The organism is Virgisporangium aurantiacum (genome assembly GCF_016863635.1).
GTDB lineage: Bacteria > Actinomycetota > Actinomycetes > Mycobacteriales > Micromonosporaceae > Virgisporangium > Virgisporangium aurantiacum.
The window spans coordinates 85,833-107,838 of record NZ_BOPG01000012.1 but is presented as its reverse complement, the minus strand read 5'-3'; the positions used below and the strand labels follow the sequence as shown (position 1 = coordinate 107,838).

Here is a 22,006-nt window from a genome sequence, read left to right as displayed (position 1 = left end):
ATCGGGTGATGGGTGTCCGGTCTACACGTGAGCCGACCACCATGGAGGGATCATGATCAGTCCCCGCTCTCACCCGGCCCGGCGAGGCTGGAGAGCACATGCGATCGCGCTCGCCGCGGTCACCCTCGTCTCGCTGACCTTCGGTACGACCACGAGCGCCGTCGCGCAGGAAGGCCGGCCCGGCCCGGCGAAGCCCACCATCGTGCTCGTGCACGGCGCCTGGGCGGACTCCTCGAGCTGGACCCGGGTCATCACCAGGCTCCAGGCCGACGGATACACCGTGGTCGCGGCGGCCAATCCGCTCCGGTCGATCGCCGGCGACGCCGCGTTCGTACGGGCCTTCCTCGAGACGTTGACCGGCCCAGTCGTGCTCGTCGGCCACTCCTACGGCGGAGCCGTCATCACCAACGCGGCCACGGGCAACCCGAACATCAAGGCACTCGTGTACGTCAACGCGTTCGCGCCGGACCAGGGCGAAACCCCGTTCGTGCTGGCGGGCCCGGACTCCGCGCTCGCGGCCGATCCGACGACCGTGTTCGACTTCGTTCCCGCGACCCTTCCGCCGACCCCGGCCACCGAGCTGTATCTGAAGAAGTCGACCGTCTTCGCGTCGTTCGCGTCCGGCCTCAGCGATCAGGAGAAGTCGATCGTGTGGGCGACCCAGCGGTCGGGCCCGATCAGCGCGCTCAACGAGCCGTCCGGAGTTCCGGCCTGGCGGACGATCCCGTCCTGGTACCTGATCGGTAGGAAGGACAGGATCATCCCGGCCGGTGCCCAACGGACCATGGCCGCGCGGGCCGGCTCCACCGTCACCGAGTACGACGCCGGCCACCTCGGCCTGATGTCGGATCCCAGGACCGTCACACAGGTGATCGAGCGGGCCGCGCGGGCGACCGTCCACGCCGGCTGACAGCACGGACCGGCGCCGAAATCCTGACAGGGCATCGAGCCGGCGAGGCTCGGTGCCCTGTCGCTTACATCGACTCCACCGCGGTGTGGATCAGGTCGGCGACGGCCTGCGGCTGGGAGACGTAGACGGAGTGGCTGCCTTCGACCTCGCGCACGGTGGCGCCGGCCCGTTCGGCCATCCGGCGTTGCACCGGTGGCGGGATCATCCGGTCGTCGGCCGCGACCAGGTACCAGCTCGGTTTGGTCTGCCAGGCGGCCTGGGTCACGGCGCCTTCGGCGGCGGCGAGGCCCCAGGGGACCTGGGAGTCGGCCATGAAGGCGGCCTCGTCGGCGGGGAGGTCGCCGGCGAAGGAGGCCGCGAACTTCTCGCGGTCGAGGTAGAGGTAGCCGTCGCGCGGCGGCAGGATCGGCGGGACCGGGGCGCCGGGGGCGGGATCGGCGACGAGGGCGAGCACCGATTCGCCCTTGTCGGCGGCGAAGGCCGCGATGTAGACCAGGCCTGCCACCCGCGGGTCGTTGCCGGCTTCGGTGGTGACCACCCCGCCGTACGAGTGGCCGACCAGGACGGCCGGGCCGTCGATGTCGTCGAGGACCTGCCTGACGGCGTCGACGTCGCCGGTGAGGGACTGGGTGGGGTTCTGGACGATGCGTACGTCATGTCCCATCGCGCGGAGGCGGTCGTACACGCCGCGCCAACCGGAACCGTCGACGAAGCCTCCGTGGATGAGAACCACCGTGGGTCGGCCTTCACTCATCGCGTCCTCCTGAGTTTGTTCGAACGGGGTTGTTCGAACGGGCGCCCTGACGCTAGGAATGGACTGCCTGGTGAGGCGTCGGGGAAATCCCTCGAGTGGACCCTGCACGGGCTGGGCGGAGGGCGCCGCGTTGCCCGCGATGACGGCCGAGGGTTTCGGACTCTTCGGGCGCGAGACGGCGTTCCGGGTCGTCGCGGACGCCTGCGCGGCGGGCGGACAGGTCGTCGTCTCCGGTGCGCCGGGCGTCGGGAAGAGCAGCCTGCTCAAGGCCGCCGGCCAGATCGCCCAGCGCGCCGGTCGTCGCGTGCTCGCCGTCTCACCGACCCGGTTCGACCAGGGTCTGCCGTTCGCCGGGCTGGCCGACCTGCTGGCCCAGTGCCCGCCCGACGCCGCCGACGGACTGCCCGCACCCCAGCGCTGGGCCCTGTCGGTCGCGCTGCAACAGGTCGAGCCGGACGGCCGCGTGGTCGATCCGCTCGCGATGCCGCTGGCGATCCGGAGCCTGCTGACCGACCTCTGCCGCACGGAACCGGTCACCGTGATTCTGGACGACGTCCAGTGGCTCGACGCCGCCACGGCCGGCGGTCTGGCGTTCGCGCTACGGCGCCTCGCGGTTGCGTCGCAGCGCCTCAGCGTCCTGGTCGGCGTGCGCCCCGAGGGTCTTCGGAGCGATCTCGTCCGTACCCTTCCCGAACCGCGCCGTGATCTCGACCTTCCACCGCTCGACGAGCCGGCGATCGCTCAACTGCTGCGTCGGCATTTCGGGTCGACGTGGACGCAGGCGGTCAGCGCGGCCATCGCCCGCACCAGCGGCGGCAATCCCTTCCTCGCGCTCATGATCGCCCAGGCGATGCAGTCCGACGTGTCGCGCTGGCGGTGGAGCGCCCGTGACGGTCACGACCCGGTGTTCCCGGTGCCGCCGAGCCTCAGCGACGTGCTGGGGGAGAAGGTAGCGCTGCTCCCGGCCGCGGCGCGGGAGGTGCTGCTGATCGTCTCGGCGGCGGGCCGCCTCAGCGTCGGGCAGCTGGACAAGTTCGTCGGACCCGACCGCGTCGGCGCGGCCCTCGAAGCGGCGGCGGACACCGACGTCGCGAAGGTCGGCCCGCTCCAACGGGTGGTGTTCACCCACCCGTTGCTGGCCTCCGCCCTGTACGAGGCGGCGACCCCGGCCGAGCGACGCCGGGTGCACCGGCTGCTCGCCGACTCCCTCGACGACCCGGTGGAGCGGGCGCTCCACCGCGCCCGCACCATCACCACGCCCGACCGGGCGGTGGCCGACGAGATCGAGCGCGCCGCCACCACCTCGGCCGGCCGCGGTGCGCTCCAGCTCGCCGGCGAACTGCTGGAGGCGGCGGCCCGCGCCACCCCGGCCGCCGGGACGCGGACCGACCGGTTCGCGCGCTGGCTGCGCGTCGTGGATACCTACACCCTCGCCGGCGACACCGAAGCCGCCCGTGCGGCCCTCGACGTGCTCGAACCGTTGGCCCCCGATCCGACGGCGCGCGCCGAGGCCATCCGTCGCCGCATCGACCTCACGCGTCGCATGCCCGGCGCCCGCGCGCTCGCCGAACAGGGACTGGCGCTCGCCCCGCCCGGAACCGAGGTCCGCAACGAACTCACCACGCTGCTCGGCGCGTTGCACCGTCTGGAAGGAAACGGTGCCGAAGCACTGCGACTGACCGGGGTCGCGGTGGCAGAGGCACGGGCGGGCAAGCAGGACGCCGCGCTGTTGCGGGCGCTCTACGGACGGCTCACCGTCGAACGCCACTGGGCGTCGGGAGATGCCGCGCGGACCCTCGGCGAGATCGACGAACTGGTCGCGTCGACGCACGACCTGCCCGGTTCGATCGTGGCTTGGACCCGGGCCTTCTTCGCACCGTGGGACGACCCTGCGGCGGAAGCGCCGGTGCGACGGGAGATCCGTTCCGCTCTCGAAGCCGGGCGCTACGGCGACCTGACGCAGCTCTACATCGCGCTCATCCTGCATCTGACCCGGTCCTCCCGCCTGCCGGAAGCGCGGGCCGCTCTGGAGGATGCGGATCGGATCGGCGCGTGGTCGCTGTCGGCGTTTCAGGAGCAGATCGCCCGCGGGCTCGTCGCGGCCTACGCCGGTGACCTGGACCTCGCCCGAACCGCCGTCGAGGCGGCCACCGAGGAGTCGCGCGCGATCGAATCGACGTACTGGCTCTGCGCGTTCCTGGCCATCCGTGGGTTCATCGAGACGTCTGCCGGCGAGTGGCAGGCCGCCCTTTACGCTCTGCGGGAAGTCGCGGCCGTGTTCGACCGCACCCACATGGTCGACCTCGAACAGTCGCTCTGGGCCGTCGACTACGCCGACGCCGCTCTGCAGGTCGGTGCGCCCGACGAGGCGGCACGTGCGGTGGAGTTCCTCCGCCGGCAAGGCGGGTCCGGTCGCCCCGAAGCCGCGGTGGCGGCCGATCGATGCGAGGCCCTTCGCCGTGCCGCGGCCGGAGATGTCGACGCGGCACTCCGGGAACTGCAGCGGGTCGTCGACCTCGACGGCATCGAGTGCCCGTTCGAGGCGGCCCGATCACGGCTCGCGCTCGGGCAGGTGTGCCGCCGAGCGGGCCACAAACGGAAGTCGGCCGAAACGTTGACCGCGGCCGCGGAGGTGTTCGCCCGCCTGGGTTATCCCTGCTGGGCCGAGCGTGCCCGAGCTGAGCTGGCCCGATCCGGACTGCACCACTCCGGCACGGACCTGACCGGGAACGAACGCCGGGTGGCGGAACTGGTCGCCGCGGGACGGTCCAACCAGGAGGTGGCCGCCGCGCTGTTCATGTCCGTGAAGACCGTCGAAGCGCACCTGACCCGGATCTACCGCAAGCTGGCGGTTCGGTCGCGCACCGAACTCGCCCGCCGGCTGGGGCTCTGACACCAGGGTGACCACGCCCTGACCGTCCTGCACGGGCGTGTCCGTTCGCGTCCAGCTGTGTCCGCCGACGGGCGACTCGTCGCCGTCAGGTCGTTGTGCGTCACTACGCTGCCCGTGATCGCACCGGCCCAGCCGGGTCTGCACCCGGGTCTCCGCTCGTTGGTCTGGATGGAGAAACCATGCTCAGACGGATTCTGATCTATGCCGCGGGAGGCGCGGCGTCGATGGCGCTGTCCCTGTTCCTCGTGTTGGGGCTCGGCTGGCCGAAACTGGTCGTGGCCGGGGTCGGCATGTTGCCGTTGTACCTCGCCGCCTTTTGGGTCGGGACTGACCGGGACCGGGCGGACGGTCGGCGGTAGATCGGCGGCCAGGTGCCGGCTGAAGGCCGTCGAACTCAGCGCGGCGCCTCCACGTACGGAGCGAACGCGGTCCGCATCTGAGCCTCGGTGACCAGCGTGTACTGCGGTGCCAGCGAGCCACTCCGGGGCGCCATGACGATCACGCTGCACGCGGTGCTCGCACCGAGGAGCGTGAACGACGCGACCAGCGCGCGGGTGCGCGTCTCATAGAGTTTGATCTCGTATTTGCTGTGCAGCAGTTGCCCGGTCACCCCGTCGGAGTAGTCACACGTGCCGGCCACCGGCCCCGGCACGCCGTCGATGCACGCCACGAGCTGGGTGGCCTTGATGGTCGGTGGCTCCCATGCCGCCGGCCGCGACGGAAAGGCCGGTCCGCGCGAGCCGGACACGACGAACGCGATCGGGTGCGGGCCGGGGCCGGCGTAGGGTGCTGCTGCGGGGAACTCGCGGAAGGCGCAGACCTCGCCCCATTCGCTGCTGTCGAAGGGCAGCGAGGGCGGCGGCGTGGACACCGGCGCCGGTGGGGTCGTCCGCGTTTCGGTGGGGGTTGCGGCGACGGGCGGTGCCGGATCGGCGGCGCGGGCGGCGGCAACGACGGTGCCGGCGCCGGTGAGTAGGACGACCCCGGCCACGATTGCGGACAGCGTCCGCACCGGGCGGCGTTCGTCGGCTCGCCCGCCAGCGTCGATGGTCAACGGGCCGAACGTGACCTGCCGGCCGTCGCCGACCGCCGCGGTCAGCAGGTCGCCGTCGTTGCCGACATCCTCCCAGCCGACCGCCGCCAGCGGCCGGGACAGCACCAGCCCACGCTCATGCACGGCAATCCAGCGGTGTCCGCCGCGCGGCGGCACCGCGTAGGCGTACACCACGAGCCCGAGCGCGGCGAGCGGCAACCCGAGCGCCGCCAGCCATACCACGCCGGCCAGCGCGGCGATCGCGGTGACCAGCGCGCCAGCGCCGAGGGTGCCCCGGAGCAGGGTCGAGCCGATCGGACGGCGCCCGCGTACCACGAGTTCCCGCGCGCCGAGATCGGCCCGGTCGGCAGCGAGCCCGAGAGCCGGCGGTGGTCGGAACGGCCAGGTCATTTTCCCTCACCCGGGTGCAGAACGATTTCGTACCGGCCCGCCAGCAGCATGACCGGTCCGGGCTGCCGTACCCGCGCGGAGCGGACGGCGGCGGCCGGTGCCGGACGACGACGGACACGGGCGTGGCCGGCACCGGCTTCCATCGGTCATCTACCATGTGCGCACGGGGAGTGACATCGGGTGGAGGGTCGCAGTGGGTGTCGGGGACGCCGGTCAGCCGGCTGACGCGGCCCTTCTCGCCGCTGCGAACGCCGTGTCGCGGGTGGATGAACTGGCGGAGCTGCTGCGGGGGTTGCGGCGCCGGCACGCCCGGCGGGACAACGCCAGCCAGTGGACGCTGCGTGAGCTGGCGGCCCGTACCGGCTGGGCGCGCAGTGTCATCGGTCAGTATCTGAGCGGCCGCACCTTGCCCCCCACGGACCGGTTCGACGTCCTGCTGGACCTGTTCGGTGCGACGCTGGTCGAACGTGGTGTGCTGGCGACGGCCCGGGACCGGGTCGAGGAGGCGCGTCGGTCCGGGTCGGTGGCCGTCGACGGGGACGCGGCCGGCCAGCCGTCCACGACGACGTCCGGTGCGGGTCGATCGGCCATCCCCCGGCAGCTGCCGGCGCGGGTGCGGGGCTTCGCCGGGCGGACCGCGGAGCTGGCCGCGCTCGACGGCCTCGCCGCCGCGGAAGGGCCGTACCCGGCCATGATGATCGCGGTCGTGTCGGGGACGGCCGGGGTCGGGAAGACCGCGCTGGCGGTGCACTGGGCGCACCGCGTCGCCGATCGCTTTCCCGACGGGCAGTTGTTCGTGAATCTGCGCGGTTTCGAGCCGACGGCGCCACCGATGACGCCGGGCGAGGCGGTGCGGGGGTTCCTCGACGGGCTCGGCGTCGCGCCGGAGCGGATCCCGGCCGACCTGGACGCGCAGGTGGGGCTTTATCGCACGGTGCTGGCCGAACGCCGGGTGCTGGTCGTGTTGGACAACGCCGCGTCGGTGGAGCAGGTGCGGCCGCTGCTGCCCGGCTCGGCCGGCTGCCTGGTGGTGGTGACGAGCCGGCTGACGTCGTTGACGGTCATGGACGGTGCCCATCCACTGCCGCTGGGGTTGCTGACGTTGCAGGAGGCGGGCGATCTCCTCGTCGGGCGACTCGGCCCCGATCGTCTGACCGCCGAACCGGCCGCCGCGCAGGGGCTCATCGACGCCTGCGCGCGGCTGCCGCTGGCCCTGTCGATCGTCGCGGCCCGGGCCGCCAACAACCCGACGTTTCCGCTGGCGAGTCTGGAGGCGGATCTCGCCGGTTCCGACGGTCTCGACGTGCTCGACGGTGGTGAACCGACCAGCGACGTACGCACGGTGCTGTCGTGGTCGTACGAGCGGCTCAAGCCGCCGGCGGCACGCCTGTTCCGGCTGCTCGGGCTGCATCCCGGTCCGGACATCTCGGCCGCGGCCGCCGCGAGTCTGGCCGGCACGTCCGGTGGCGAGGCCCAGTCGTTGTTCGCCGAACTGACCCGCGCCAGCCTGCTGATCGAGCACGTGCCGGGCAGGTACTCGATGCACGATCTGCTCCGGGTCTACGCCGCCGAACTCGCCGACGCCGTCGACCCGCGGGAACGCGACGCGGCCCGGCTGCGCATCCTCGACCACTACCTGCACACCGCCTACACGGCCTCGCTGGTCATCGCCCCGCAACGCGACCTGTTCACGCTCGATCCGGCTCAGCCGGGCGTCATCGTCGAGCCGGTGACCAGTCATCGGTCAGCGGTGGCCTGGTTCGGCACGGAGCGGCCGGTTCTGCTGGCCGTCGTCCGGCAGGCGGCCAGCGACGGTTTCGCGACCCACGCCTGGCAGCTGGCCTGGTCGATGTTCTTCTTCCTGCATCTGCGGGGCCGCTGGCACGACTCGCTCGAGGCGCAGCAGGCCGCCCTGGCGGCGGTCAACGAAGCCGGAGACCTTGCGGCGGCGGCGACCGTCCGCCGGGACCTGGCCCAGTGCCTGGCCAGGCTCCAGCGGTTCGACGAGGCGGACGCGCAGCTGCGGCAGGCCCACGACATCCACGCGAGTCTGGGCGATACCGACGGTGTGGCCTGGACCCTTCACCGGATGGGCTGGATTGCCGACGACCAGGGCAACCATCGCGACGCTGTGCGGCACGCCGAACACGCGTTGCGGCTCTTCCACGAGACCGGCAACCTCCGCGCCCGGGCCCACGTGCTCAACGTCGTCGGTTGGTACCAGGCTCAGCTGGGTGACCATTCGATGGCCCTGGTGTACTGCCGGCAGGCCCTGGAGCTCAACCGGACCCTCGGCAACGACATCGCCATGGCGAACGTGCTGGACAGCATCGGCTACGCGCACCAGCACCTGGGCGAGTACGAGCAGGCCGCGAACTGCTACCTGGAGTCGCTGGCGTTCTTCCGCGCCCTCGGCGAGCCGTACTACACGGCACAGGCGCTGACCCACCTCGGTGACGTCCGGCATGCCATGGGCGACGGACCGGACGCCTGTGCAGCCTGGCAGGAGGCCCTGGACATCTTCGAGCGGCTCGGCCACACCAACGCCGACGGGATCCGGGCCCGGCTCCACGACTACGCCACCTGAGGCCCGGCTTTATCGGAGGTTCAGGGGCAGGCTCGGTTCCAGAACGACCAGCGGCAGCTTCGGTTCGATCGCGGGGGCGAGCTCATCGAGGACGCGGCACGCCGGGGCGGGATCGGGTCCAATGGTCATGGCGGTGACGTTGAACGACGCGAGGTTGTCGACCTCGTAGTGGTCGCTGCAGCGGCGCCCGTCGGTCGTGGACGTCGCTATCCGGAAGATGCGTCGCGATCCGATTTCGCGGGCGACCGGGGGCGGCGCATGGTTTTCGGTGAGGCCGTGGGCGTCGGAGTCGATGGTGGAGGCGAAGAGAGAGGTCAGCTCGCCGGGCTGGTCGGCCTGACTGTAGAAGTTGCACGAGTCCGACCTGTACATGACCGGCGGTGACTCGCTGGGACTGCCGTCGTCCAGGCCCAGGGTTCTGCGACGGTCGGAATCGATGACAGCGCAGAGATCGATCGTGAAAACGTCGGTGACGCGGTCGGTGCGTGGCGGTACGGACCGGTCGTCGGTGGGTGGCATCCGCGTTGCCAACTGTGCCGGAAGGTCGTGGAAGCCGCATCCCCGGTCTGGCCCGGCGACGTTTGCCGTGACCTGAATTGATGACGTGGCGTCGATTGCGTAGATCAGCACGCAGTCTGCGGTGATCTCCGTCAGGAACAGCCTATTCGATCGGGCCCCGGTGAGCTCGTAGACCTTCCTCCCGCCGACGTCTCTCTCGGTGGCTGTTGCATGGTAGGAGCGTTCGTAGGCCTCGGCGAGCCGTCGCGCGTCGGCGATCGTGTTGGCCGCGGTGCTGTGCCGAATCACCACGGTGGCGCCGAGCACGTGCGCGGACTCGTCGCCGGCATCACGGATCGACCGGTACTGGCAGGAACGGGAGTACGACTCGACGATCGGTTGAAGGGGTTCGAGTTCCAGGTCGGCCCTGATCGATCCGTCCAGCACCTCGCACGGATTGAGGTTTGCCACCTGTTGTGACCGCGGTGGGTCCGACGCATCCCGCTCGTCTGAGCAACCGACGAGCAGAGCGAGCGCCAGGGCGGCGATGGCCGTGACGACCGCGGGCTTCATGGTTCTACGGGACGCGCCCATGGCCGGGTCACCGTCCGCAGGTCCGGGTGAGTACCCCCTCGGTGACGGCGAGCGCCCCGGAGGCGTTCTCCGACGTGACCTCGTCCAGCTTCTTGGCCAGCGTGGTGAGCGCGTCCTTGAGTCGCTGGTTGGTCGCGGTAGCCGAGAGTGCCTCGAATCTGGTCTTGTAGTCCTTGGCGAGCGGGACCATCTCGTTGAGGATCTGGTCCGCCTTCTCCGGATCGCTGATGCCCGTCGTCACCGCCCGGGTGAGGACGGCGGCGGCCTTCTGGTTGTACTCCTCGACGAGTGCCTTCGCCTGGGTGCAGACCTGCTGGGTGTTGTCGGCCGCGGCCGACGACGCGGTCGTCGCGGCGGATCCGGTCGGCGAGGACGCCGTTCCCGACGATCCCTTGCCCGAATCGCCAGCGCAGCCACCCATGAAGACGGCGATCGCGGCGACCATGGCGAGCAGCAATGTACGCATGTGGGTTCCCTAACCGCAGCCGACGGGGTCGTCGGACAGGTTGATGCGTCGTGGCAGGCCGGTCAGCATGTCGTTGGGGAACCGGGCGGCCGTCGCGTTGTAGTCGATCACCGCGTCGGCGCACTCGTTCCGGGCCTGGCGGACGGTCTTGAGCCCGCTGGACGCCTGGCCGGAAGTGCCCCACGCGAGCAGAGCCGCAGTCGCGGCCTTGTTGCGGGCGAGGACCGTCTGCAGCTTGCCGGGCAGGTCGGCCTGCCGGAATCGGGCCTGCAGTTCCTCGCGGGCCTGTTGCTGCGCCAGCCGGTGCGCGGTCAGCTCTCTGTCCAGCCGGGTCGTCTGGCCGCGTTGTTGACCGCGGAACGTGAGGACGGCGAGGCCGTCGACGGCCAGGACGAGTAGCAGCAGGGCGGCTACCGCGACGGCAACGGTCACCCGCGTCGGCCGTCGGCTTCCAGCCGGGAGCTCCGCGGGTGCCGGTGCCTGCCACACCCCGCTCGTGGGCGGTGCCGTCGGCCAGTCGGGTGTCGGCAGGTTTGTGTCCGGCCCGGGTTGCGCGTACATGGTGTCGACCGCCTTTCGTTCAGATGCTTCCGGTGAACACGCGTCCGCAGTCGGTCTCCGGATTCTTCAGGTCGATCTGCCTGGGCAATGCCGTGAACAGGTGGTCGGGGAACGGGCCGGCGGCGCTGTTGTAGGCGATGACGGCGTTGTTGCAGTCGTTCATCGCCGCGTCCAGCACCCCGAAGCGCGCCGTGCCGCTCCGCCAGCTGACGAACGCCACATCTGCCGCCTTGTCCAGGTCCTTGACGCGCTGCATGAGCGAGTCCAGGCCGGCGCCACGGAAGTCGTCGAGCAGTTTGCGGGCGGCTGCCTGTTCCTGCTGCGCGATGGTGTCCAGCTCGGCCTGCCGCTCCGACACGCCCGCGCGCAGACTCGACACGTCGGACCAGCCCAGTGCCGCGGTCACGGCGATCGCCGCGGCGAGTACGACCGCGATGGACACGAGGATCCGGAACGCCCTACGGCCCGGCGCGGCCGGCGGGGGCGACAACGGCGGCGGCGGCGGAAGTTCGGCGGGGACGGTGACCGGAGAACTCCACGCCGGTGCCTCAGGCTCCGGCTGTGTTGCCAGCTGCGGTGTTCCGCTTGTGGCTCCGTAGAAAGCCGTCACCTGGCGGTCGAACTCCGCGGTGTCGCTGTTGCTGCCGGCCCGTTCGTCGTTGCCGGCTCCGCTGGTCATGGCGCCACCTCCTGCTGCGTGTTGGAGGCAGCATGACCGGTCCCGGGCCGGGTTTCCGCACAGACCGGACGGCGGCGGACGGCAACGGACACGGACCGGTTCGACGTCCTGCCGGAACTGTTCGGTGCGACGCTCGTCGAACGTGGCGTGCTGTCCAGCCCGGCTCCACGACCACGCCACCTGAGGCGCGGCTCGTCGGGTCCGCCCCTGTCCGTTCCGGTCCAACCCGGGCCTGGACGCCCGTCCACCGCTCGTACGGTTCGGGTGCGGACAGCGTCACTCACTACAGGACCGCGAGAGGATCAGCATGACTGCCGCACCCACCACCGATCCGCCCCGGCCGGGAAGCGTGATCGCCGCGGCTACCCTCCTGTTCATCACGGCCGGACTGTTCGGATTCGCGGGCAGTGTCATGGCCATGCTCAGTGCGGCTTTCGGCGGGGCCGGTACCGGCTCCGCCCTCCTGTACTTCGCCGTCACAGGCCTGGCTATCGCGACAGGGGTACGCCTGCTGACCGGCACGTCGTGGGCCAGGACCGCAGCGAACGTCCTCGCGGGCGTATTACTGGTCGCGACCGGCATCCGGTTGGCCAACGGTGGATACACATCGTTGATCGTCGGCATTCCGGGCCTGTTCATGCAGACGGCGGTACTCTGCTGCGTCAACGTCCGGTCGGCCCGCAGATACCTGACCAATTGATCCGGTCGGGCATCGACTTCGGAACACCGACGACTGATGCGGTGCCGCGGCGATCACACTGACCCCGCCGAGGTCGCCGCCGGGCGTCACGGTGCGTCAGCCGCGAAGGCGCCAGCGGTACGGTTCGATGAGCTCGTCCACCGATGGCTGCGGTCCCCAGGAGGCTGGGGCGTACGGCTGGACCGGTGGCGGGTTCTCCAGGAGTGGTTCGGAGATCTCCCACAGGCGCTCCACCGCGCCGGCGTGGGTGAACAGGGACTGGTCGCCGAGCATGGCGTCCAGGATGAGCCGCTCGTACCCCTCCAGGCCGTTTCCGGCTCGGAACGAGTCGGCGTAGCGGAAGGTCATGCTGGCGGCGGCGAGCCTCATCTCGGCCCCCGGCACCTTCGCCAGAAAGTCGACGGTGATGGATCCCGGATCGGCGAAGTCGATGACGACCTCGTTCCATCGCCCGGTTCCGTCGATCGGGAACATGTGCAGCGGCGGCTGATGGAAGCCGAGCGTCACCGTCTGACGGCTCGCACCGAGGCGCTTGCCGGACCGTAGGAAGAACGGAACCCCGGCCCATCGCCGGTTGTCGATCTCGACCCGCACCGCCGCCATGGTCTCGGTCTGTGAGTCGGACGCGACGCCGGGCTCGTCCCGGTAACCCGCGTACTGGCCGCGTACCACGTGCGCCACGTCGACCGGCCGGAGGGCGTCGAAGACCCTGGCCATCCGGGCGCGCAGGTGGTCGGCGCCCAGGGTGGTCGGTGGCTCCATGGCGACGAACCCCAGCACCTGGAACAGATGGGTGACGATCATGTCCCGGTAGGCGCCGGTGTGGTCGTAGAAGTCGGCGCGTCCCTCGATCGAAAGTGTCTCCGGCACGTCGATCTGCACGTAGCTGATGTGCCGGCGGTTCCAGGCCGGCTCGAACAGACCGTTGGCGAAGCGGAAGGCCAGGATGTTGTCGACGGACTCCTTGCCGAGGAAGTGGTCGATACGGAAGACCTGTGACTCGTCGAAGGAGGCGTTGACCGTCTTGTTGAGGGCGCGGGCAGATCGAAGGTCCGTCCCGAACGGCTTCTCGATGATGACGCGGGATCCGGGAGCCAGTCCCGCGGCGCCCAGCAAGCTCACCGTCGACTCGAACGCCGCCGGCGGAACGGCGAGATGGAACAGCCGCCCCGGCGAGCCACCGATCGCCCGCTTCGCGTGATCGATCGCGGCCACCAGAGACGGGCCCGTAGGCCCGGCGCCGACGAACGAGAGCGTCCGCCGGAACGCCTGCCACGTCTCACCGGTGGGCTCGGTGGTCCCGAACGTCGTGATCGCCTCGTGGGCGAGGTCGCGGAATTGCGCATCGGTGATGGGACTCCGAGCCGTGCCGACGATGCGGTACCTGTCCGGCATCAGCCCGGCCGCTGCGAGGTGGAACAGCCCCGGCAGCAGTTTGCGCCGGGCCAGATCGCCGGTCGCGCCGAACAGGATGATGACGTGATTCTCCGGGCGCGACGGTGTTTCGGTCATATGGACAGCGTCACACCGCCGGAGCCGGCAATCATCATCGCTAGCGGCCGTGTCGTACTACCTGCTACCCGGTACGAACAGTGGGCGCCAGCGGAGACGACAGGAGCCGCGACCTTCGCCAGGGTTGACCCGTATGAGGGGTCTCCTGGAAATGCCACCGACAGCGTCAACGGCGGGCGGGTCTGCCGGTCCGGCCGAGCGACAGGCGCCATCACACGGACGACTCGTTGCGAGCCGGTACCGGTTGCGATCACTGTTGGGCCGGGGCGGCATGGGGCGGGTCTGGCTCGCCCATGACGAGCTGCTCGACCGGCAGGTAGCCATCAAACAGGATGTCCTCGGCGATGCCGGGTCCCGTCAGTTGTCCGGGACGGCCTGGACGCGTGTGCTCGGCGAGGCGCGCGCGGCGGCCCGGGTCGGCCATGCGGGCGTGATCGGGATCCATGACGTCGTATGGGACGGCGACTGCGCGTGGATCGTCATGGAGCCGCTGTCCGGACGCACGCTCGCGGAAGCGCTCGTGGCCGACGGGCCCCTACCGTTCGACGACGTGGTCCACATCGGTCTTGGTCTTCTGGACGCGCTGCAGGCGATCCACCGAGCCGGCATCGTGCATCGCGATGTCAAGCCGGGCAACGTTCATCTCTGCGACGGCGGGAGGGTGGTCCTGACCGACTTCGGCATCGCCGGAAACGCGGGCGAGCAGTGCGACGGTCCGATGGGCGCTGTCGCCGGCAGCCCGGCGTACGTCTCGCCCGAGCAACTCAACGGCGTCCGGCCCGAGCCGGCGTCGGACCTGTTCTCGTTCGGCGCGACGCTGTTCGCCGCGGCCGAGGGCGTGGCTCCCTTCGACAGGGGTGACGTGTTCGCGACCGTCGTCGCCGTCCTGGCGGGCGCGCCGGCGCCGTTTCGGCGCGCCGGTCCGCTGGGCCCGGTCATCGCGGGGCTGCTGACCAAGGAGCCGGAAGGGCGACTCACCGCCGCGCAGGCCCGCGGCGTGCTGCTGCTCCTCCAGAAGCGCATGACCGGGAGCCCCAGCGACGGTCCTAACCGGCGGCGCGGGTCATGGCGGCGACCTCGGCGGGGGTCAGTGTGATCGCCGTGGCGGCGACGTTGTCTTCCAGATGGGACACGGTTCCAGTGCCGGGGATCGGCAGGATGGACGGCGACCGGGCCAGCAACCAAGCGAGCACGATCTGCCGTGGCTCCGCGCCGTGGCTCCGCGCGATCTCCGGCACGGCCCGGTTGCGGTCGAGATCCTGTATCGGCGCCCAGGGAAGGAAGATCATCCGCTCCTGCTCGCAGAGGTCGACCACGGACTCCGAGGTGCGGTCGTCGACGTTGTAGCGGTTCTGGATGGACACGACCGGTGTGAGCCGCTGTGCGCGCCGCGCGGGATCTGGTCGAGCTTGAGCCGTTGCAGGCTGCCTTCGCAGGCCTCGATCAGGTGCTCCGGCCGGCCGTTGGTCGACCACCGTCCCGGGCCGGGGCGCTCAAGGCCGCCTTTGGTCGCGATCACCAGGTCGTCCGGATACGGGTGGAGCGCCTTCCCGCCCGCTGTGTGCGCGTCATCGCTGGTAACGCCCCACGGTAATTGCCGGCTAGCCGGTACGAGGGTTGGGCGCTGGCCGCGAGGTCATCCGACCGGCGTTCCGCCAGCGTTGGTGGGACGGATCGTACGCCGCGGACCGCGGCGCCGACCCCACCAACGGAGGGCGACATGACACAGGTAGCCGGGCACGTCATCCCGCAGACGACCATCCCCGCCGGCACGATCACCCGCACGCGACACCGCCTGCCGAGCTGGACTCGCATCTTTCTCGGCGGTCTGGCGCTGTGGGTGGCGACCGTGCTGGTCACCTTCATCACCGGGAACGCCAACCTGGTCCCCACGATCATCCTGATCGGCAGCTTCCTGGTCCCGGTCACATTCGTCGCGTACGCGTTCGGCCGGACCGACGGGATCGTGACCCCACAGCGCGTCTTCGCCGCCTTCATCTACGGCGGCGTCCTCGGTGTACTGGGCGCATCGATCCTGGAGGCGGAGTTTCTGCGGGAGCCGTCCGTGCTGGGGTACGTCGGTGTCGGGTTGGTCGAGGAGGCCGTCAAGCTGATCGCCCTGTGGTTGCTGGCCCGGCGGCTGCGGCGGTACACGATGCGCGACGGGATGGTGCTCGGTGCCACGGTCGGCTTCGGGTTCGCCGCGTTCGAGAGCGCGGGCTACGCCTTCAACGCGCTGTTCACGAACTCCGGCCTGTCGTTGCTGAACGTCATCGAGACCGAGGCGCTGCGCGGCATCCTGACTCCGGTCGGGCACGGGTTGTGGACGGCGATCCTCGGCGGCGCACTGTTCGCGACCGCCGCGCGGGCGCGCCGCGGGCGGCCCCGGCTCCGTGCCTCGCTGTTGGGCTGGCTCGTGCTGGTGGCCCTGCTGCACGCCCTGTGGGACGCCTCCGGCGGCATCGCCGTGTGGGTGCCGTTCCTGCTCACCGGCACGCCGACGCAATGGGCGCTGATCCAGCTCGGCCGGGCGCCCGACGTGACCCAGACCCAGGTGCATCTGTACACGGTCGTGAGCTGGGCGCTGTTGGCGCTGGACGCCGTCCTCGGCCTGGTGATCCTGCGTGGACGCTGGCGCAGGGCGACCGCGCCCGCGACAGCCGTGGGAGGAGGACGATGAACACGCATCGCCTCTGGAGCGGCCGCCGGCACTCCACCGGGTCGGCCACGTCGGGCCCACCACCGGACCGGCCAACCGCGCCGGCCCCGCCGCCACCGCCGCGATGGCGCCCCTGGCTGCTGGTCGTGGGGGTCATGCTGACCGGTGCGCTGTTCTTCCTACCGACGCATGCGCCGGGCAGTGTCGAGCAGCTCTCCTATTCCCAGCTCAAGACCGACATCGCGGCCGGTCAGGTCGCGTCGGTGGCGCTCGGCCCGGACGGCGGCATTTCGGGCAAGCTGACCAGCGGCAAAGACTTCGCCTCCAGTTACCCGGTGTCCTTGCAGGACCCGCAGTTCGCTCAACTTCTGGACGACCACAACGTCAAGGTCAGCACCCAGCCGGCGCAGACCTCGATCTCGTCGATCCTGCTCAGCCTGCTGCCGATGGCCCTGCTGGTGGGCCTGTTCGTCTGGACCGGCCGCGCGGCCCGCCGTCAGTTGGCCGGTCTGGGCGGGATCGGTCGCTCCCGCGGCAAGGTCTTCGACACCGAGCGCCCCAGTACGACGTTCGCGGATGTCGCCGGCTACGAAGGTGCCAAGCAGGAGGTCACCGAGGTCGTCGACTTCCTGAAGCACCCCGATCGCTACCGGCAGGCAGGCGCGGTCGGCCCTCGCGGTGTGCTGATGGTCGGGCCGCCCGGCACCGGCAAGACGCTGCTGGCCCGCGCGATTGCCGGTGAGGCGGGCGTGCCGTTCATCTCGGTCACCGGTTCCAGCTTCGTGGAGATGTTCGTCGGCGTCGGCGCCGCGCGGGTCCGGGACCTGTTCGCCGACGCCCGCCGCCGGGCACCGTCGATCGTTTTCGTCGACGAGGTCGACGCGATCGGGCAGCGCCGCGGCGGCCAACTCGTCTCCAACGACGAACGCGAACAGACCCTCAACCAGATGCTGGCCGAGATGGACGGTTTCGACCCGACCGTCGGTGTGGTGGTGATCGCGGCGACCAACCGCCCCGAGGTGCTCGACCCCGCGTTGCTGCGCCCGGGCCGCTTCGACCGGCAGGTCGTGATCCCGCTGCCCACCCAGCGCGAACGCAGAGCCATCCTCGTGGTCCACGGCCAGAGCAAGCAGATGGGCATCGACGTGGACCTCGATGTGGTGGCCCGCGCCACCCCGGGATTCTCCGGTGCCGACCTCGCGAACCTGGTCAACGAGGCGGCCATCTTCGCGGTACGCGCCGGCCGGCAGGTGATCGAGGCACGGGACTTCGCCGACGCACGGGACCGCATCCTGCTGGGCCGCCGCGACGGGTCCAACGTCCTGCTCCCGGACGAGAAGCTCGCGGTCGCGGTTCACGAGAGCGGACACGCTCTGGTGGCCGCGCTGTCCGACCACGGAGACCCGGTGGCCAAGGTGACCATCCTGCCCGCCGGGCAGGCTCTCGGCGTCACCGAGCAGCTTCCCATCGACGAACGCCACCTGCACTCCGCGGGATACCTGAAGGACTCGCTGGCCATCCGATGGGCGGACGCGCCGCCGAGGGAATCGTCTTCGGTGACACCTCCACCGGCGCCGCCAACGACCTGGCCGGCGCGACCGACCTGGCCACCCGCATGGTCCGCGAGTTCGGCATGAGCCCGACGCTCGGCCCCGTCGGATTCGCCTCCGGCGAGCCGATGTACCTCGGCGGCGAACAGGTCAGGAGCCGCCCGTACGCCGAAGCGACCCAACGGGTGATCGACGAGGAGGTCGCGAAGCTGCTGCGCGAAGCCGAGCAGCGCGCCACCGCCACCCTCACCGAGCACCGGCTGGAACTGGACCGCCTCACCCAGGTGCTGCTTGAGCGGGAGACCATCGACGGCTCCGACGTGGAACAGATTCTCGGCCGCACCCCGGCGACGACGAAGAGCTGAGAGGACCCACATCATGGCCGTAGCGACCAACGCCACATCCGCTTCAGCAGGGGTCGTCCGGAGCCTGATTCCCGCCCGGCTGGATCGGCTGAGCTGGACACCGTTCCACACCCGGCTCGTCATGGCACTCGGGGTCGCCTGGGTGCTCGACGGGCTGGAAATCACCATCGCCAGTTCGGTGACGGGCATGCTCAGCCGATCCGACACCCTGGGCATGTCCACGACCGCTGTGGGCGCCATGGCCACGGTGTATCTCGTCGGCCAGGTGGTCGGTGCCCTGGTGTTCGGGCGGCTGTCCGACCGGCTCGGCCGGCGCAACCTGTTCATGGTGACCCTCGCGGTGTATCTGGTCGGCAGTGGCCTGACCGCCCTGACACTGGGCCACGGCACCGGCTGGGTGATTTATCTGTTCGCCACCCGGTTCATCGCCGGTGCCGGCATCGGCGGCGAATACGCCGCGATCAACTCGGCGATCGATGAGATGATCCCGGCCCGCTACCGGGGACGCGTCGACATCGCTGTCAACGGAACCTACTGGGCCGGCGCGATCATCGGCACACTCGGCGCACTGCTGTTCCTGAACGTGTTGGCTCCGTCGGTCGGGTGGCGACTGGGATTCCTGCTCGGACCAGCGCTCGCCGTGGTCATCGTGTTCGTCCGCCGTACGCTGCCGGAAAGCCCACGCTGGCTGCTCATGCACGGCCGGGCAGCGGAGGCGGAGCGGACGATGGCCGCGGTCGAGGCACAGGCAAGTTCCGGCCTGCCGCAGCAGGCGCTGCCCAGCAACAAGGCGATCGAGATCAGGCCCGAGCCGGTCGGTTACCGTGACCTTCTGCGGGTGCTCTTCGTGCGGCACTGGCGCCGATCGGTGCTCGGTGCGACGTTGATGATCACGCAGTCGTTCCTGTATAACGCGATCTTCTTCACGTATGTCCTGGTGCTCACCCACTTCTACGGTGTGAACGCCGCCAGCGCCCCGATCTACCTGCTCGGGTTCGCGGCCGGGAACCTGCTCGGCCCGCTTACCATCGGCCGGCTGTTCGACACCATCGGGCGCAAGCCGATGATTGCGGGTACCTACATCGGCTCCGGTGTTCTGCTTGCGATCAGCGCCTACCTGTTCGACCAGGGAATGCTCAATGCCATCACGCAGACCGTCGCCTGGTGCGTCATCTTCTTCTTCGCCTCGGCCGGTGCCAGCGCCGCCTATCTGACGGTGAGCGAGGTCTTCCCGCTTGAGGTGCGGGCCCAGGCCATCGCGGTGTTCTTCGCGATCGCGCAGTGCTTCGGCGCGATCGGTCCGGTGCTGTACGGCCACCTCATCGGCACCGGCGCCGACCCGTCGCGGCTGTTCGTCGGCTACCTCATCGGTGGGGCGGTCATGGTCGTCGGCGGCATCGTGGAAGTCATCTTCGGGGTACCCGCCGAACGCAAACCGCTGGAGGCCGTCGCATTGCCGCTGTCGGCGGTTCACGGTGCCGTGCCATCGTCGCCGTAGCGTCGTCATGGACTCCATTTGAGGAGGAGAACTCGTGATCGCCACGCTACGCGAAACCTGGCGCACCGTGGTTCCGGACATGACCGACCGCCACGGCCCGCTGCCGCCGCGGTGGTGATCACGATGCTGCCCACCGCCGACGTACTGGATTCGGTCATCTTCGACAGTGACATAACTGGCGCGTTCGCCGACGGATGCGTATGGGTGCAGATGGGCACGATCGGCGTCGAGGCGACTGTGCGCGTGAGGGACCGGCTGGCCGCGCAACGGTGTGGCGTCGGGTCCGACCGTGGCGACCGACGTGGTGCGCCCGGTGTTCGACGTCCTCGGCCGTAGACCGTGTGGCTCGGTGAGGCGGGCCAGGGCAGCCGGATGAAGCTGGTCGTCAACGTCGAGGGCGGGCCACTCGACGCACCGGCGGCCGTCGCCAAGTTCCACAAGATGGATCGGCGCGACTTCGCGGCCGAGTTTCCGCTGGAGTGGGCGCTCAAGGACGTGGACCTGGCAATCGGGGCCGCGCCTGGCGACGTCCCGCCGCTGCTGGCCGCGCTATCAGCACAATGGCACGCCGCTGTTGCCGCCGGCAACGGCCGCGAGAACATCAGCGTCGCCCGCCTCGCACTGGAGTAGGAACCCGGCAACCGCGCCGCAAGGAGGTGTCCAACACCTTCGCCAACCGGGGCGTTCGCTGGCCGGACCCGGCTCACGGTCGCTTCGGCGGCGTGGCCGTGCGGGACCGTCGCGGGCGTCGCCGCCCGCCTCGGGTCAGGCGCGCCCGACCAGCCCGACGGCCGCCGGAGTGTCGTGGCGGGCCCGGACTCCCGCTCATCCCGGGAGCGGGCCGCCTCGCGGGTGGGGTCGACGACCTCGGTTTTTTGACGTCCTTGCGGTGAGGCCGTCGACGATGGCATCGATCGGCGTGGTCACGAAGTCGAACGTCGAGACGGCGATCAGTTCCGCACAGTCATGTATGGTCCTCGGGCGGGCTCTGGGGGCGACAATCTCGCTGAGGTGTTCGAGGTCGGTAAGTATCGCCGATTCGAATGCAGCGATTTCCTTCATCGCGACGGTGTTCTCCGCGGGTTCTCCGGCGTTGCCGTTCACACTCTCCATACTTCGGACTATCGACTTCTGACGCGCAGGTGCCATTGTGGCCAGCGCCCAACTTCAGCGCCAGCCAGCGGGTACAGGCGCGGCACGGCTTGCCTGGAAAGACAATTGCCGCTGGCGGTGATGTCGGCCGGCCCGTCCAGCCGGATGGTCGAGGGACAGATGGCCACACTCTCGACCCGATGGAGGGATCATGGGAATCGACAGCGTGACAAACGGATTCGTTGACAGCTACAGCGGCGCTGGTCGGACGGTCGTCGCCACCTTTGGCAGCTACGCAGAAGCGGAGCGCACGGTCGACCGACTGTCCGATGAGGGCTTTCCGGTCCAGTACACCGACATCGTCGGCCGTGAGTTGCGGCTCGTCGAGCGGGTGTCCGGCCGGCTGACCACCGCCGGCGCCGCGTGGGCAGGTGCCGGCACCGGTGCCTGGTTCGGCCTGTTCATCGGGTTGCTCGTCGGGCTGTTTACGCCGACGCCGATCTGGCTCGGCCTCATCCTCGGCGGCGTTCTGATCGGCGGGATATGGGGTGCGGTATTCGGGTTCGTCGCGCACCGGGCGTTGCGGGGGAGGCGCGACTTCGCGTCGGCCCGTGGCCTGGTTGCGGACAGGTACGAACTGACCGTCGTCGACGCGTGGGCGGAACTGGCCCAGCAGATGCTTGCCCGGTCACGGTGACCGGTCCGCTGCGCGGCCCGGTCAACCTCGCGAGCGGAGTGTGGCCGACTCCTCGCGGGCCAGTGTCCGGTTGCGGCGGATCGAGCTGAGGGCCGAGGCGGCGATGAACACTACGCCGATCAGACCGGTGACCGTCTCCGGGACGTGGTATTCCATGCTGACGAGCAGGATGACGGCGAGAGCGCCGATGGCCCAGTGCGCACCGTGTTCGAGGTACACGTACTCGTCCAGCGTTCCGCGGTTGACCAGGTAGACCGTGATCGACCGGACGTACATCGCGCCGATGCCGAGCCCGAGCGCGATGACGAAGATGTTCTGCGTGATGGCGAAGGCGCCGATGACGCCGTCGAAGCTGAACGAGGCGTCCAACACCTCCAGGTAGAGGAACAGGAAGAAGGCCGCTCGGCCGTCCCGTTTCGGCTTGTCGCCGGCGGTGTCGGCACCGCTGGTCTCGAACAGCGCGCCCAGCCCGTTGACCAGCAGGTACGTGGCCATGCCCAGGACACCCGACACCAGCACGGTCCGGGCGTCCGGCGCCAGTTTCCGC

The 22,006-nt window shown here is 70.1% G+C and carries 23 protein-coding genes; 13 read left to right on the top strand and 10 right to left on the bottom strand.

The genetic code is table 11. The features are described 5' to 3' along the window. Positions 1–52 precede the first annotated feature (52 nt). Positions 53–910 (top strand): alpha/beta fold hydrolase, encoded by an 858-nt coding sequence (locus Vau01_RS09320; RefSeq protein ID WP_203989323.1) that lies wholly within the window; start codon positions 53–55, stop codon positions 908–910. Positions 911–974: 64 nt separating this feature from the next. Here the strand turns inward: Vau01_RS09320 and Vau01_RS09315 are convergent, their stop codons facing one another. Further along, positions 975–1,664 (bottom strand): alpha/beta fold hydrolase, encoded by a 690-nt coding sequence (locus Vau01_RS09315; protein ID WP_203989321.1) that lies wholly within the window; start codon positions 1,662–1,664, stop codon positions 975–977. 139 nt (positions 1,665–1,803) lie between these two features. Between Vau01_RS09315 and Vau01_RS09310 the strand changes: the two genes are divergently transcribed. Continuing rightward, complete coding sequence (locus tag Vau01_RS09310) at positions 1,804–4,557, top strand: AAA family ATPase (protein ID WP_203989319.1); 2,754 nt, start codon at positions 1,804–1,806, stop codon at positions 4,555–4,557. Positions 4,558–4,736: 179 nt separating this feature from the next. After that, positions 4,737–4,916, top strand: a complete 180-nt coding sequence (locus Vau01_RS09305; RefSeq protein WP_203989317.1) for a hypothetical protein — start codon at positions 4,737–4,739, stop codon at positions 4,914–4,916. A gap of 35 nt (positions 4,917–4,951) precedes the next feature. Here Vau01_RS09305 and Vau01_RS09300 read toward each other — a convergent pair whose 3' ends face one another. After that, positions 4,952–6,001, bottom strand: a complete 1,050-nt coding sequence (locus Vau01_RS09300; protein ID WP_203989315.1) for a hypothetical protein — start codon at positions 5,999–6,001, stop codon at positions 4,952–4,954. Between the two features lie 193 nt (positions 6,002–6,194). On the opposite strand from Vau01_RS09300, the gene Vau01_RS09295 reads away from it, so the two are divergent. After that, positions 6,195–8,588: an ATP-binding protein gene (locus Vau01_RS09295; protein ID WP_203989313.1), complete on the top strand. Its 2,394-nt coding sequence runs from the start codon at positions 6,195–6,197 to the stop codon at positions 8,586–8,588. Positions 8,589–8,597: 9 nt separating this feature from the next. Here the strand turns inward: Vau01_RS09295 and Vau01_RS09290 are convergent, their stop codons facing one another. The 4 genes from Vau01_RS09290 to Vau01_RS09275 form a co-directional block, all read right to left on the bottom strand. Continuing rightward, positions 8,598–9,413, bottom strand: coding sequence for a hypothetical protein (locus tag Vau01_RS09290; protein WP_203989310.1), 816 nt, complete (start codon positions 9,411–9,413; stop codon positions 8,598–8,600). Between the two features lie 274 nt (positions 9,414–9,687). Next, on the bottom strand, positions 9,688–10,146 hold the full coding sequence (locus Vau01_RS09285; protein ID WP_203989308.1) for a hypothetical protein: 459 nt from the start codon (positions 10,144–10,146) through the stop codon (positions 9,688–9,690). Between the two features lie 9 nt (positions 10,147–10,155). Beyond that, complete coding sequence (locus Vau01_RS09280) at positions 10,156–10,578, bottom strand: hypothetical protein (protein WP_203989306.1); 423 nt, start codon at positions 10,576–10,578, stop codon at positions 10,156–10,158. A 148-nt stretch (positions 10,579–10,726) separates the two neighbouring features. After that, positions 10,727–11,386 carry a hypothetical protein gene (locus Vau01_RS09275; RefSeq protein WP_203989303.1) on the bottom strand — a complete coding sequence of 220 codons (660 nt, stop codon included), beginning with the start codon at positions 11,384–11,386 and terminating at the stop codon, positions 10,727–10,729. Between the two features lie 307 nt (positions 11,387–11,693). Between Vau01_RS09275 and Vau01_RS09270 the strand changes: the two genes are divergently transcribed. Continuing rightward, positions 11,694–12,086 (top strand): hypothetical protein, encoded by a 393-nt coding sequence (locus Vau01_RS09270; RefSeq protein WP_203989301.1) that lies wholly within the window; start codon positions 11,694–11,696, stop codon positions 12,084–12,086. Positions 12,087–12,182: 96 nt separating this feature from the next. On the opposite strand, the gene zwf is transcribed toward Vau01_RS09270, so the two are convergent. Continuing rightward, complete coding sequence (gene zwf / locus Vau01_RS09265; RefSeq protein WP_203989299.1) at positions 12,183–13,598, bottom strand: glucose-6-phosphate dehydrogenase; 1,416 nt, start codon at positions 13,596–13,598, stop codon at positions 12,183–12,185. A gap of 133 nt (positions 13,599–13,731) precedes the next feature. On the opposite strand from zwf, the gene Vau01_RS09260 reads away from it, so the two are divergent. Then, positions 13,732–14,694 (top strand): serine/threonine-protein kinase, encoded by a 963-nt coding sequence (locus Vau01_RS09260; RefSeq protein ID WP_308440455.1) that lies wholly within the window; start codon positions 13,732–13,734, stop codon positions 14,692–14,694. Here the strand turns inward: Vau01_RS09260 and Vau01_RS09255 are convergent. Further along, positions 14,645–14,962, bottom strand: a complete 318-nt coding sequence (locus tag Vau01_RS09255; RefSeq protein ID WP_203989295.1) for an aldo/keto reductase — start codon at positions 14,960–14,962, stop codon at positions 14,645–14,647. The genes Vau01_RS09260 and Vau01_RS09255 overlap by 50 nt on opposite strands. Before the next feature lie 356 nt (positions 14,963–15,318). Here Vau01_RS09255 and Vau01_RS09250 point away from each other — a divergent pair, with 356 nt between their 5' ends. From Vau01_RS09250 to Vau01_RS09225, 6 genes are read left to right on the top strand one after another with little or no spacing between them, the layout of a single operon-like run. Continuing rightward, positions 15,319–16,278, top strand: a complete 960-nt coding sequence (locus Vau01_RS09250) for a PrsW family glutamic-type intramembrane protease (protein ID WP_203989293.1) — start codon at positions 15,319–15,321, stop codon at positions 16,276–16,278. Beyond that, positions 16,275–17,894: an ATP-dependent metallopeptidase FtsH/Yme1/Tma family protein gene (locus tag Vau01_RS09245; RefSeq protein WP_203989286.1), complete on the top strand. Its 1,620-nt coding sequence runs from the start codon at positions 16,275–16,277 to the stop codon at positions 17,892–17,894. The genes Vau01_RS09250 and Vau01_RS09245 overlap by 4 nt, the downstream gene beginning before the upstream one ends. Next, entirely contained in the window at positions 17,780–18,172 is a 393-nt protein-coding gene (locus Vau01_RS64585) for an ATP-dependent metallopeptidase FtsH/Yme1/Tma family protein (RefSeq protein WP_203989284.1), read from the top strand. The genes Vau01_RS09245 and Vau01_RS64585 overlap by 115 nt, the downstream gene beginning before the upstream one ends. 13 nt (positions 18,173–18,185) lie before the next feature. Then, positions 18,186–19,670, top strand: coding sequence for an MFS transporter (locus Vau01_RS09235; protein WP_203989282.1), 1,485 nt, complete (start codon positions 18,186–18,188; stop codon positions 19,668–19,670). A gap of 18 nt (positions 19,671–19,688) precedes the next feature. Continuing rightward, a complete protein-coding gene (locus Vau01_RS65205) occupies positions 19,689–20,006 on the top strand; it encodes an NAD(P)-binding domain-containing protein (protein WP_203989280.1) in 318 nt (105 codons plus the stop codon). A 36-nt stretch (positions 20,007–20,042) separates the two neighbouring features. Continuing rightward, on the top strand, positions 20,043–20,300 hold the full coding sequence (locus Vau01_RS09225) for an NAD(P)-binding domain-containing protein (protein ID WP_203989278.1): 258 nt from the start codon (positions 20,043–20,045) through the stop codon (positions 20,298–20,300). 195 nt (positions 20,301–20,495) lie between these two features. Here the strand turns inward: Vau01_RS09225 and Vau01_RS09220 are convergent, their stop codons facing one another. Beyond that, positions 20,496–20,783: a hypothetical protein gene (locus Vau01_RS09220; protein ID WP_203989276.1), complete on the bottom strand. Its 288-nt coding sequence runs from the start codon at positions 20,781–20,783 to the stop codon at positions 20,496–20,498. A gap of 190 nt (positions 20,784–20,973) precedes the next feature. On the opposite strand from Vau01_RS09220, the gene Vau01_RS09215 reads away from it, so the two are divergent. Next, entirely contained in the window at positions 20,974–21,459 is a 486-nt protein-coding gene (locus Vau01_RS09215; RefSeq protein WP_239151451.1) for a YflT domain-containing protein, read from the top strand. Between the two features lie 21 nt (positions 21,460–21,480). Here the strand turns inward: Vau01_RS09215 and Vau01_RS64580 are convergent, their stop codons facing one another. Continuing rightward, on the bottom strand, positions 21,481–21,978 hold the full coding sequence (locus Vau01_RS64580; protein ID WP_275423929.1) for a DUF475 domain-containing protein: 498 nt from the start codon (positions 21,976–21,978) through the stop codon (positions 21,481–21,483). Positions 21,979–22,006 lie beyond the last annotated feature (28 nt).